At 67.6% G+C, this 11,771-nt stretch carries 13 protein-coding genes; 4 read left to right on the forward strand and 9 right to left on the reverse strand.

Annotation, left to right across the window (positions count from 1 at the left end; all coding sequences use genetic code 11):
* Positions 1 to 44: 44 nt before the first annotated feature.
* On the reverse strand, positions 45 to 386 hold the full coding sequence (locus ACFO0J_RS13760; RefSeq protein WP_376813665.1) for a carboxymuconolactone decarboxylase family protein: 342 nt from the start codon (positions 384 to 386) through the stop codon (positions 45 to 47).
* Between the two features lie 136 nt (positions 387 to 522).
* On the opposite strand from ACFO0J_RS13760, the gene ACFO0J_RS13765 reads away from it, so the two are divergent.
* Positions 523 to 1,446, forward strand: a complete 924-nt coding sequence (locus ACFO0J_RS13765) for a DMT family transporter (protein ID WP_376813666.1) — start codon at positions 523 to 525, stop codon at positions 1,444 to 1,446.
* A gap of 14 nt (positions 1,447 to 1,460) precedes the next feature.
* Here the strand turns inward: ACFO0J_RS13765 and ACFO0J_RS13770 are convergent, their stop codons facing one another.
* Entirely contained in the window at positions 1,461 to 2,177 is a 717-nt protein-coding gene (locus ACFO0J_RS13770; RefSeq protein WP_376813667.1) for an ABC transporter substrate-binding protein, read from the reverse strand.
* A 99-nt stretch (positions 2,178 to 2,276) separates the two neighbouring features.
* On the opposite strand from ACFO0J_RS13770, the gene ACFO0J_RS13775 reads away from it, so the two are divergent.
* Together ACFO0J_RS13775 and ypfH are read left to right on the forward strand one after the other, a co-directional pair.
* Positions 2,277 to 2,843, forward strand: coding sequence for a DUF924 family protein (locus tag ACFO0J_RS13775; RefSeq protein WP_376813668.1), 567 nt, complete (start codon positions 2,277 to 2,279; stop codon positions 2,841 to 2,843).
* Between the two features lie 12 nt (positions 2,844 to 2,855).
* Entirely contained in the window at positions 2,856 to 3,602 is a 747-nt protein-coding gene (gene ypfH / locus ACFO0J_RS13780; RefSeq protein WP_376813669.1) for an esterase, read from the forward strand.
* A 55-nt stretch (positions 3,603 to 3,657) separates the two neighbouring features.
* On the opposite strand, the gene ACFO0J_RS13785 is transcribed toward ypfH, so the two are convergent.
* Genes ACFO0J_RS13785 through ACFO0J_RS13795 form a run of 3 tightly spaced genes read right to left on the reverse strand, consistent with a single transcriptional unit; the run spans position 3,658 to position 7,473 of the window.
* Positions 3,658 to 5,346, reverse strand: a complete 1,689-nt coding sequence (locus tag ACFO0J_RS13785; protein WP_376813670.1) for an ABC transporter permease — start codon at positions 5,344 to 5,346, stop codon at positions 3,658 to 3,660.
* Positions 5,347 to 5,357: 11 nt separating this feature from the next.
* Positions 5,358 to 6,443, reverse strand: coding sequence for an ABC transporter ATP-binding protein (locus ACFO0J_RS13790; protein WP_376813671.1), 1,086 nt, complete (start codon positions 6,441 to 6,443; stop codon positions 5,358 to 5,360).
* A gap of 13 nt (positions 6,444 to 6,456) precedes the next feature.
* Positions 6,457 to 7,473: an ABC transporter substrate-binding protein gene (locus tag ACFO0J_RS13795; protein ID WP_376813672.1), complete on the reverse strand. Its 1,017-nt coding sequence runs from the start codon at positions 7,471 to 7,473 to the stop codon at positions 6,457 to 6,459.
* A gap of 183 nt (positions 7,474 to 7,656) precedes the next feature.
* On the opposite strand from ACFO0J_RS13795, the gene ACFO0J_RS13800 reads away from it, so the two are divergent.
* Entirely contained in the window at positions 7,657 to 8,505 is an 849-nt protein-coding gene (locus tag ACFO0J_RS13800; RefSeq protein WP_376813673.1) for an aldo/keto reductase, read from the forward strand.
* Between the two features lie 28 nt (positions 8,506 to 8,533).
* Here the strand turns inward: ACFO0J_RS13800 and ACFO0J_RS13805 are convergent, their stop codons facing one another.
* The 4 genes from ACFO0J_RS13805 to ompA form a co-directional block, all read right to left on the reverse strand.
* Entirely contained in the window at positions 8,534 to 9,523 is a 990-nt protein-coding gene (locus tag ACFO0J_RS13805; protein WP_376813674.1) for a diaminopimelate dehydrogenase, read from the reverse strand.
* 13 nt (positions 9,524 to 9,536) lie between these two features.
* Positions 9,537 to 10,208, reverse strand: coding sequence for an HAD family hydrolase (locus ACFO0J_RS13810; RefSeq protein ID WP_376813675.1), 672 nt, complete (start codon positions 10,206 to 10,208; stop codon positions 9,537 to 9,539).
* Positions 10,209 to 10,210: 2 nt separating this feature from the next.
* Positions 10,211 to 10,918, reverse strand: coding sequence for a bifunctional 2-polyprenyl-6-hydroxyphenol methylase/3-demethylubiquinol 3-O-methyltransferase UbiG (ubiG, locus tag ACFO0J_RS13815; protein ID WP_376813676.1), 708 nt, complete (start codon positions 10,916 to 10,918; stop codon positions 10,211 to 10,213).
* Between the two features lie 106 nt (positions 10,919 to 11,024).
* Positions 11,025 to 11,591, reverse strand: coding sequence for an outer membrane protein OmpA (gene ompA / locus ACFO0J_RS13820; protein ID WP_376813677.1), 567 nt, complete (start codon positions 11,589 to 11,591; stop codon positions 11,025 to 11,027).
* Positions 11,592 to 11,771: the final 180 nt, after the last annotated feature.

Consider the following 11,771-nt stretch of genomic DNA (forward strand, 5'->3'; position numbering starts at 1 on the left):
TTAGATGCGGCTTGGCGGGAAAACGTTTCAGTCCAGAGGTTCCCTCAGGGATGTCCGTGCAGATCGTCCAGGGTCTGCAGGGCCAGGGCCGAATGGGCATAGGCGCCGCCCGCCCGCATTTCGGCCGCCACCCAGATCGCCTCCATGATTTCCGCGTCGGACGCGCCTGCGCGCGCCGCGCCTTCGGTGTGGCCCTTGATGCAGTAGGGGCACTGGGTGACGTGGGCCACGGCCACGGCGATCAGTTGCTTGGTTTTCGCGTCCAGCGCGCCGGGGGCGAACACGGCCTTGCTGAAGGCCTTGAATGCGGACAGGGCATCGGGTGCGAGTTCGGCGCGCCGCTTGGCCAACGCGGCAGTGGGGTGAGGATAGAGGGGGGAATCCATGGCGCGGGCCTCCTGGGACGATGGTGAGAATCATCATAGACCCGCGCCGCGGGCGGCGGCCGGAAAACCCCCGGTGGGGGCAGGGGCTCGAAACTGCGCAGGCCTACAATAGCAGTTTATTTTTAGAGTGAACCCTATGGAATCCCGCCGGCCGATGGATGGCCTGGCTTCGGGCCTGATGCTGGTGCTGTGCCTGCTTTGGGCCATGCAGCAGATCGCGCTCAAGGCCACTGCCCTGGATTTCTCGCCCATATTCCAGATGGCGGTGCGCAGCATGGTCGCGACCGTGCTGGTGCTCCTGTTCATGGCCTGGCGCGGCCAGCGCCTGGACGGCATTCTGGATGTCTGGCGGCCGGGGCTGCTGGCCGGGTCCCTGTATGCCCTGGAGTTCCTGTTGCTGGGCGAAGGGTTGCGCCATACGTCGGCCGGCCATGCCGTGGTGATGTTGTACACGGCGCCGATTTTCGCGGCGCTGGGGCTGCACTGGAAGCTGCCCGACGAGCGCCTGGCCGCCGTGCAATGGCTGGGCGTGGGCCTGGCTTTCGGCGGGATCGCAATGGCGTTTCTGTGGCGTGACGAGGGGGCCCAGGCGGCGAACGCCGCCATGTTGTGGGGCGATTTGCTGGCCTTGCTGGGCGGGGCCGCCTGGGGCGCCACCACGGTGGTGGTGCGGGTGACGCGGATGGCCGCGCTGCCGGCCAGCCAGACCCTGATCTATCAACTGGCGGTGGGCGCGGTGTGGCTGCTGGCGGGCTCGATCCTGCTCGGGCAGACGGAATTCCGCATGACGCCGCTGGTCTGGACCAGCCTGGCTTTCCAGGCAGTGTTCGTCTCCTTCCTCAGCTATCTGGTCTGGTTCTGGCTGCTGCGCAAGTATCTGGCGTCCCGCCTGGGCGTGTTTTCCTTTCTGACGCCGCTGTTCGGCCTGATCCTGGGCGCCTGGCTGCTGGGCGAGCCGGTGGGCGCGGGTTTCCTGGGCGGGACGCTGTTGGTGATATCGGGAGTCGTGCTGCTGAGCGGCTACGGCTGGTACCGCCAGTGGCGGATGCAGCGGACTTGAGGTTCGTGCTTTAGCTACGGCGCGACCGAGGCGCCGCGGATGCCGTGACGTTCCAGCGCCCGGGCCACGAAGCCGGACGCCTTGCAGCGTGCCACGAAGTCGGCCAGCGCAGCGGCGGCCTGCGCCGGCCGCGATTTCGGCAGGCCCATGGCCTGCTCGATCACCATGAAGCGGCCCGGCAGCAGGCGCACGCCGCCGACCCGGTCCGCGTCGGCCTGCAACTGCTGGCGCACCCCGGCGGCGACCTCCTGGCCGCCGGCCAGAAACTCGTCCACCACGCGCTGGGAATTTTCCGCCCGCACGATGGCGGCCTGCGTCAGGTGGCGGCTGAGGTACAGGTCGTAGGCGCTGCCCTGGCCGACCACGACGCGATGGCCGGACTGGTCGACCTCGGCGTTGTCCCTCAACGGGGAATCCTCGCGCACCAGATAGGCGCCTTCGATGAGGACGTAGGGGGCGGTGAAGGCGATGCCTTCGCCGCGCTTGGGATCGATGGCGAAAAAGCCGATGTCGGCGGTCTGGCCGGTGACGGCAGCCACCGATTGGGCCGCCTTGTCGAACACCACCAGCTCCAGCGGCACGCCAAGTTCTCGCGCCAATTCTCCGGCCAGGTCTACGGAGACGCCCGAGATCGCGTCGGTATCGGCGTTGCGATGGGCCAGCAGGGGATTGCCCAGATTGATGGAGGCGCGCAGCGCGCCGGTGGGGGCGAAATCGTCGGACAGGGACATGGCGGACTCCGGGAAGACGGCGGGAGGTGAGGCGTCGGTGCTGCGATTGTAGAAGGATCGGTGTACCGTAAGGGCATTCCATGACCTTACGGAACGCTCATGTCCCCAGCCACCGCCCCGACCGCTCCCGTTTCCGCTGATACGGCCCGTGCCGTCCTGTCTTTCTGGCGCGAAGCGGGCCCCCGCCACTGGTTTTCCAAGGACGCCGCCTTCGACGACGAATTCCGCGAGCGCTTCCGGGACGCCCACTTTGCCGCCGCGCGCGGTGAGCTGGAGGGCTGGCTGGATCAGCCCGAATCGGCCCTGGCTTTGATCCTGCTGCTGGACCAGTATCCCCGCAATGGGTTCCGGGGCACCGGCCACATGTTCGCCACCGACGGCCTGGCCCTGGCCTATGCGCGTCGTGCGCTGGTCTTTCTGGACCGGATCGAGCCGGATCTGCGCAATTTCATGTGCCTGCCCTTCATGCATGCCGAGAGCCTGCCCGTGCAGGAGGAGTCCGTCGCCCTGTACACGCGCGCGCTGCCGGATTCCCTGTCCTGGGCGATCGAACACCGCGACATCGTCCAGCGTTTCGGCCGCTTCCCGCACCGCAACGGCGCGCTCGGGCGCGACACCACGCCTGAAGAACAACAGTTCCTGGACGCTGGTGGATTCGCAGGGTAAAGTTCGCTTCCTATGACCGATCCCCGTCCCGAACCCCTGATCATCGAACCGTCCTCCGGCGCACCCGCGCAGCTCTTCGTCGTGCTGCACGGCGAATCGGCCGCGCCGGACCAGGTGCTGCATCTGGTGGCGGCGATCCGCCAGGCTTTTCCCCAGGCGCTGATCGTCCAACCCTACGGCCCGTTCGGCGAGGGCCTGGCCCGTCGCTGGATCACCCGGTCGGACCCGGATGCCGAAGCCTATGTCGGCCTGGTGACCGAGGCGGGGATTGCCCTGGCGGGCGAGGTCCGGGCCTGGCAGCGCAGCCACGACCTGCGCGGTCAGCAGACTGCCCTGATGGGGTTTTCCGAAGGTGCGGCCGTGGCGCTGGAGGCCGTCTGCGCTGATAGGGGATTGGCCGGTCGGGCCTTGCTGTTTTCCACCCGCTTCGCCACGCTGCCGCAGGTCGCGCCCGCCCAGACCACCCTGCATCTGCTGCACGGCGCGGCGGACCGCGTCGCCCCCGTGGATCAGGCGCAGCAGGTCCATGGCCATCTGGCCGAACTGGGCGGCGATGCGACCCTGGACATGGCAGCGAACGTAGGCCATGAACTGCACGACGCCCTGATCCGTCAGGCGATCGTGCGCCTGCAGAACTATCTGCCCCGGCGCAGTTGGGAAGCGGTGATGGGGGCGCCGGACGTCCAGGTCGATGAATACGACGCTGACAGCGGCACGGCGTCCGACGGGGATGCAGAGGGCGGCGGGACCTTGCACTAGGCGGCTGCGCGGGCGGCGCGAAACGCCTGCGCGCCTCGCGCCGCCCGCGCCTGTTTTACAAGCCCTGCCGCCGCCGGAACGCGCTGCCCGCCGCCTGGGCGCACAGCACCAGCACCGTGGACAGTACGATCATGAACAGGCCCAGGGCGGACAGCTTGCCCCAGAGGCCGTCGTCGGCGTAGCCCAGGATCTGGATCGCCAGGACCTCCGTGCCGGGGCGCGACAGCACCACGGACACGGTCAGTTCGCGCAGAAACATGGTCGCCATCAGGATCCAGGCGGATACGATCCCCGGGATCAGCAGCGGGATCACGATGCGCCGCAGCGTGGTCAGGCGGCCGGCCCCGCAGACCAGCGAGGATTCCTCCAGGTGGCTGTGGATCTGCACGAAGGCGCTGGCCAGGGGCCGCACCCCGTAGGGCAGGTAGGCCGCGATATAGGCCAGCAGCAGGGCGGTCAGCGTGGAATACAGCGGGGTCTGCACGAAAAACCACATGAAGCCGATGCCGATGACGATGCCGGGAAAAGAGAACGACAGAAAGCTGAGCGTCTCCAGCAGCGTCGCCAGCGGGCCGCGCGTCTTGACCACGACATAGGCCACGCCCAGGGACAGCGCCACGCCCAGCGTGGCCCCCGCGACGGCCAGGAACAGGCTGTTGCGCAGCGCCTGCAGCGCGCCGGGTTCGTGGAAGACGGCGATCCAGTGGCGCAGGTCCATGGCGGCGAAAGCCTGCGCGCCGGGCTGCATGACATAGGGCACCAGCGAGGTGTACAGCAGCACCAGCACCGGCAGCACGACCATCAGCAGGCAGATCAGGCCGACGACCAGGCCCAGCGGTCGCCGCGCGGCGCCGAGTTCGATCAGGCCGGGCCGGAAACCGCGTGCCGAGACGGTGACGTATTTCCCGCCCTCGGCGGTCAGGGCGCGGTAGAGCACGATCAGGGCGATGGACGCCGACAGCACGCTCATGCCGACGGCGGCGGCCTGGCCGTAGTCCGGCGCGAAGCCGGTGGAGATCATGTCGTACAGGTAGGTGGCCAGCACGTCCACGCGGCCGGGCGTGCCCAGGACCCGGGGCACGGCGTAGGATGCCAGGCTGCGGACGATGCCCAGGACCAGGGCCGCAAGGATGGCGGGCCGCAGCACCGGCAGGGTGATCCGCAGCAGGGTACGCGCCAGGCTGGAGCCCGAGACGCGCGCGGCCTCTTCCAGCGAGGGATCGAAGGCCGCCATGGCCGGGGCGATGATCAGGTAGGCGATGGGCATGTTCAGCAGCCCTTCGACCAGGGTCATGCCCCACAGCGAATAAATGTCGAACGGCGCCGATTCCAGACCGAACAGCCCCTGCAGCGCCTGGTTGAGCAGGCCGTTGCTGGGGTTCAGCAGCAGCGCCCAACTGGCCGAGAACAGCAGGTGCGGGATCATCATCGGGACGATGGACAGCACCGTGAACAGGGGCTTGGCGGGGATGTCGGTGCGGGTGTTCAGGTAGGCCAGGAACAGGGCCAGCAGGGTCGCCAGCAGCGACGAGCCCAGCACGAACACCGCCGTATTGAAGGTTACGTCCCACAGGTACGGGTCGGTGTAGGCGCGGACGTATTTCGACACGGTGAACTGGCCGAAGGCGGTCAAGCCCTGGGACAGGCTGCCCAGCAGCAGCATCAGGACCGGGCACAGGGTCAGAAAGCCGACCAGGACGATCAGGGTCCAGCTCAGGGCGCGTGACTGAGAGGGGGCGGACATAGGGCGCGGTCTCAGGCGCTCAGCAGCAGGCAGTGGGCCGGATCCAGGCGGATCTCGACGCGCTCGCCGGGCGTCGCCTTGACGTCCGGGTCGATGCGCGCCAGCAGCCGTTCGTCGTTGACGCGGATTTCGGCTTCGTAGACTTCGCCGACGAAATCCATGGATTCGATCGTGCCCTCGATGACGTTGAAGCCCGGCCCGACCTCATGGCGCGTGATGCGGATGAATTCGGGGCGGATGCACAGCGTGGCCTCGGCGCCTTCCGGCAGGTCGCGCGCCTGGCAGTGGATCGTGCCCAGGCCGCAGCGCGCCAGGGTGTAGTCGTTTTCCCGCTGGCGGACGATGGCCGGGAACTGGTTGGCGCGGCCGATGAAGTCCGCCACGTAGCGGTGTTGCGCATCGAAATACATGTGCTGCGGAGTGCCGGTTTCGATCACGCGCCCGGATTGCATCACGGCGATGGTGTGCGACAAGGCCAGGGCTTCGACCCGGTCGTGGGTGACGTAGATCGCGGTGATGCCCAGTTCGCCCAGGAACTGGCGCAGCAGCTTGCGGGTTTCCTCGCGCAGCTTGGCGTCCAGGTTGGACAGGGGCTCATCGAACAGGATCACGCGCGGCTCGGCCACCAGGGCGCGGGCCAGGGCCACGCGCTGCTGCTGGCCGCCGGACAGGCGGGTGGCGGGCTGGCGCTCGACGCCGCGCAACTGGACGAATTCCAGCGCCCGGGCGACTTTTTCGCGGATCTGCGCCCGGGGCGTGCCGCGCACCTGCAGCGGATAGGCGATATTGTCGAAGACCGACATGTGCGGCCAGATGGCATAGGTCTGGAACACCATGCCCAGGCCGCGTTTTTCGGTGGGCACGGCGATGCGGCGTTCGGCCGACCAGACGATGTCGTCGCCGATGCGGATCTCGCCGGCGTCCGGCGTTTCCAGGCCGACAATGCAGCGCAGCAGCGTCGTCTTGCCGCAGCCGCTGGGGCCCAGCAGGGTAAAGATTTCGTTGGCCGGGATGGTCAGGTCGACATGATCCAGGGCCGCCACGGTGCGGCCCTCGGACTGGTAGGTCTTGCACAGACCTTCGATGCGGATTTCCATGAACGGCCTGGAATCAGCGGGCGCCGAACAGGGTGCCGAATTCGCGTCCCCAGCGCTGCAGTTCGGCGTCGGACAGATCGCGCACGGGTTTGACCTGGACCTGATCGATGCCGGGGATCGGGGGATGCACGCCCGGGGCCAGCACGTATTCGCCGACGTCCTTGGCCAGCAGCGACATGGCTTCCCGGCCCAGCCAGTAGTCGATGAAGGCGCGTGCGGCCGCCGGACGCGGCGCCTTGGCCGTGACGGCGATGGCGCGGGCCGAACCCAGCAGCGGGCCGGACAAGGGCCCCCAGGCCAGCGGCGCGGGAGCCTTGGTGACGATGTACTTGGGCATGGAAATGGCGATGCGTTTCTCGCCGCTTTCGATGGGCGCGGGCGTCGGGCCGAACGAAGCCACGAACATGGGCTTGTTGGCTGCCAGCGCCTTGATGAACTGCAGCCACTCGTCTTCGGAGGCAAAGACCTGTTCCTTCAGGCCGAGCAGCCAGGAAATGGTCGAGGCGTGGTTGGCCGGGTTGGCCATGACGATCTGGCCGCGCCATTTCGGGTCGGCCAGATCCTGGTAGGTCCTGGGCGCGTCGGCAGCCTGGACGTACTGGGTGTTGTACAGATAGGACACGTATTCCACCCCGAACAGGGTGATGTGATCGTCTTTGGCGGCCCAGTCCGGGTAGCCCTGGGCCGCCGGGGACCGGTAGGGCGCGAGGATCCCTTGTTCCTTCAGGATTTCCAGCATCGGCAGGGGAGCCTGCACCACGTCCGCCGTCAGCTTGCCGGCGGCGGCTTCGGTCAGCAGGGTGGGGATGAACTTGGAGCTGGAAATCCGCGAGTATTCGCCCTGGATGCCGGTCGCCTTGTGGAAGGCGTCCATGATGGGCTGTACCGAGGTGATGTTGGCGAAGAACGTGGCCTTGCCTTCGGCTTGAGCGGCCGCGTCGGCCGCATGCGCCCAGCCTGGCAGGCCGGGCAGCGCGGCGGCGCCGGCCAGTTTCAGGAAATCTCTGCGGTCGAAGGAAGGCGTCTTCATAGTTGATCCCTGAATGATGTTGTTGGTGTTTTTGGGATGGTAGTGTGCGCAGCGGGCGCAGGCAAGCGTGGGCGCAGGCAGGCGCGGTGTCCGGGCCCGGTGCGCAGGCCTTGGAGGCCCCGGCGGCGGCCGCATACGTACAATGATTGGATTGCAGCATGCATCATACAAGCAGGAGACGCCATGAAAACGCGCGCATTCGGCGCCACGGGCCGGCAGGTTTCGGTCCTGGGGCAGGGCAGTTGGACCATCGATCAGGCGGTCAGCCGGGCTGGGGCGGTCGCTGCCTTGCAGCACGGCCTGGATCTGGGCATGACGCACATCGATACGGCCGAAATGTACGGTTCGGGTGCGGCCGAGTCGCTGGTGGGTGAAGCCATCCGGGGCCGGCGCGACGAGGTGTTTCTGGTATCCAAGGTCCTGCCCTCGAACGCCGGGCGGCGGGCGGCGGTCCAGGCCTGCGAACGTTCCCTGAAGGCCCTGGGCACTGACCGCCTGGACGTGTATCTCTTGCACTGGCGCGGCTCGGTGCCTCTGGAAGAAACCTTCCGCGCTTTCGAGGATCTGCAGGCCGCCGGCAAAATCCGCGCCTACGGGGTCAGCAATTTCGACGTGGATGACCTGGAAGAAGCCTGGGACGTCCTGGGCCCCGGCAAGCTGGCCTGCAATCAGGTGCTGTATCACCTGGAGGAGCGGGCCATCGAGCATGCCGTCATCCCCTGGTGCCGTGAGCACGACGTGGCCGTGGTGGCCTACAGCCCGTTCGGGCACGACGCGTTCCCGGACGAGGACACCCCGGGCGGCCTCGTGCTGGCCGAGGTCGCCCGGGCGCACGACGCCACGGCCCGTCAGGTGGCGCTGGCCTTTCTGACCCGCCAAGACGGGCTGTTCGCCATCCCCAAGGCATCGAGTCCGGCGCATGCCGGCGATAATGCCGGCGCGGGCGAACTGCAGTTGTCGGCGGCCGAGATCGCGCGGCTGGATGCGGCTTTTCCGCAGGGGCCGCAGCCGTCCTTTCTGCCGATGATCTGAGACGTCCCGGGCGAATGCCCGGGGCGGCCTACAGCAGGGCCTTGCGCAGCGCCTCGGGGGACTGGGGCGACAGCAGGCCGGGGGCCACGTCGAACACAGTACGGGCGCCGGTCTCTCCGGCGGATTTCATCCGCCAGGCGGCGCGCGCGTAGGCGACCAGCACGCTGGACGTGAACGACGGGTTGCTGTCGAGTTTCAGGGAAAACTCCATCGTCTGGTGCTCGGCGGCGCCCGTCTGGCCGCTGCGGATCACGAAGCCGCCGTGCGGCATGCCGGCGTGTTCGCGGGCCAGGGTGGCTTCGTCGATGAAGTGCACCGTGGTGTCGTAGTCCGCGAAATAGTCGGGCATGGTGACGATGGCCTGTTCGACCGCGCGGGCGTCGGCGCCCGGCTCCAGCACCACATGGCATTCGCGCTGGTGTTTTTCGCGGGTCGAGAGCGTCGGCTGTTCGCCTGAACGGACGCGCTCGACCGCGGCCGGGATCGGGATCGTGTATTGCACCCCGGCACGCACGCCCGGCACGCGCCGGATGGCGTCCGAGTGTCCCTGGCTCAGGCCCTTGCCCCAGAAGGTGTAGGTGGCGCCGTCCGGCAGGATGGCCTCGCCCATCAGGCGGTTGATGGAAAACAGGCCCGGATCCCAGCCCACCGCGATGATGGACAGTGTGTCGTGCGCGCGGGCGGCGGCGTCCACGGCTTCGAAATATTGGGGGATGCGGGCGTGGGTGTCGTAGCTGTCCACCGTCGTGAACCATTGGGCCAGCTCGGGGCCTTGGGCGGGCAGGTCGTCCTTGGAGCCGCCGCACAGGATCATGACATCGATGGCGTCGCGGTGCGCCTGAGCGTCGTCCAGGGAAAACACCGGCACTGACGCATCAGGCAGGCGCAGCGAGGCCGGATCGCGGCGCGTGAAGACCCCGGCCAGGCGCATGTCGGGGCAGCGGGCCAGCGCGGCCAGGGCGCCGCGTCCCAGGTTGCCGTAGCCGGCGATACCGACGCGGATCGTGTGTGAAGCCATGGAATTCCTTTGTTTAGTTGAGCGTGCCCGCGGCCCAGCGCTCGATGATGGGCCAGAGGTCTTCGGGGGTGTGGGCGATGGCGTCGGCGCCCCATTGGGCCGGATCGTCCGAGCAGTAGCCGTAGGCGGCGGCCACGGTGGCCATGCCGGCCGCCCGGCCGGCCGCCACATCACGTTCGTCGTCGCCGATGTAGATGCAGTTTTCGGGCGCGAAGCCGGCCTGCCGGGCGGCATGCAGCAGCGGTTCCGGGTGCGGCTTGGTGTGGGGCGTGGTGTCGCCGCCCACCGTCACCAGACAGCGGTCTTGCAGGCCCAGGTGGCGCACGATGGGCAGGGCCAGGGCTTCGACCTTGTTGGTCACGATGCCCCAGCCGCAGGCCTGGTCGCCCAGCCGGTCCAGCAGGGCCGGGATGCCGGGAAACAAGCGGGTGTGCACCAGCATGTTTTCGGCGTAGTCGCGCAGGAATTGCTGCCGGACGGGTTCGTAGGCCTTGGTTCCGGCGTCCAGGTCCAGCGCGGCCTTGAGCAGGCCGCGCGCGCCGTGCGAGGCGTACGGACGCAAGGCCTCGTAGGGCAGGGGAGGCAGGCCCCGGTAGCCGCGCTGCCGGTTGGCGGCGGCGGCCAGATCCGGCGCGGTGTCGGCCAGGGTGCCGTCGAAATCGAACAGGACGAGAGGGCGCGTCATGGTCATGCCGGCCGGCGCGCGGCCATCAGGTAGTTGACGCCGGTGTCCTGCGTCAGGCTGTAGCGCTGGGTCAGCGGCTGGTAGCCCATGCCGGTCAGGCGGGTGACTTCCAGCCCCGCGCCGCGCGCGGCGGCGGCCAGTTCGCTGGGGGTGATGAATTGTTCGTAGCTGTGCGTGCCCCGGGGCACCATGCGCATCACGTATTCCGCCGCCACGATGGCCAGCAGGAAGGATTTCGGATTGCGGTTCAGGGTGGAAAAGCACACCAGGCCGCCCGGGCGGACCAGGCGGGCGCAGGCGGCTACGACCGAAGCCGGGTCAGGCACGTGTTCCAGCAGTTCCATGCAGGTGACGAGATCGAATTGGCCGGCCTGTTGCTGCGCGTAGTCTTCGGCGCTGACGCATTCGTACTGGACCTGAACCCCTGATTCGTGGCCGTGCAGGCGTGCGATCTGCAGGGCCTGCTTGGCCAGGTCGATGCCCGTGACCTGGGCGCCTTCGGCCGCCATGGCCTCGGCCAGCAGACCGCCGCCGCAGCCGACGTCCAGCGTGCGCAGGCCGTCCAGCGGGCCGGCCTGGGTGCGTATCCAGTCCAGGCGCAGGGGGTTGATGTCGTGCAGGGTTTTCAGGTCGCCCTGGGGGTCCCACCAACCGGAGGCGAAGGCGCTGAATTTGTCGAGTTCCGCCGGGTTGGCGTTGGCTGCGTGCATGGGGGACGGCTCCAGAGGACTGCAGAAATGAATAGGGCTCCGTCGAAACGGAGCCCTATTGTAGCTGCCGCGCGCGAGGCGCGGCAGCGTCGTGCGGTCTGCAGAATTACTTGCGGGTACCGACGATTTCGATTTCCACGCGACGGTTCTGCGCACGGCCTTCGCGGGTCTTGTTGGACGCGACGGGTTGCAGTTCGCCCTTGCCTTCGGCGTAGATACGGTCGGCAGGCACGCCCTTGCTGATCAGGTATTGCTTGACCGTGTTGGCGCGGCGCTCGGACAGCTTCTGGTTGTAGGCTTCGGTGCCGATGGAGTCGGTGTGGCCGGTGGCGATGACCGTTTCCAGGTTGACCGAACCCGCTTGCTGGGCGACTTGATCCAGAACCTGCTTGCCTTCGGGCTTCAGGGTGGCCTTGTCAAAGTCGAAGAAGGTGTCGGCGTTCAGGACGACCTTGCTGGCGGTCGGGGCGACGACAGGCGCTTCGGCGACGGGCTTGCCGCAGGCTTCAGCAGCGGTGGCCGGCGTCCAGAACGCATCACGCCAGCATTCGCCGCTGACGTTCTTCCAGACGGTACCGTCCACGCCGGTCCAGTTGTCGGAGGCCGAAGCAGTGCCGACGACGGACATGGCAGCGATGGCAAGTCCAATGGCGATTTTGGAGGGTTTGTTCATGTTTCTCCTCGTTTGAGCATGATGCTTGAAAGTGACCGCAGCGAACCCCCGCCGCAATTTTCGAAAGAACGCTACCAGTATAGCAATGTAGAGTTGGTGTGCTCTGAGTTGCGCTGGGTTTCATGCGTGTTAGGCGAAATCTTAAGGCATTTCCCCCGCCGGGTTAAGCACAAATCCTTT

Origin of the sequence: Castellaniella hirudinis, assembly GCF_042651965.1 — a bacterium.
In the GTDB taxonomy this organism is placed as follows: Bacteria; Pseudomonadota; Gammaproteobacteria; order Burkholderiales; family Burkholderiaceae_B; genus Castellaniella; species Castellaniella hirudinis.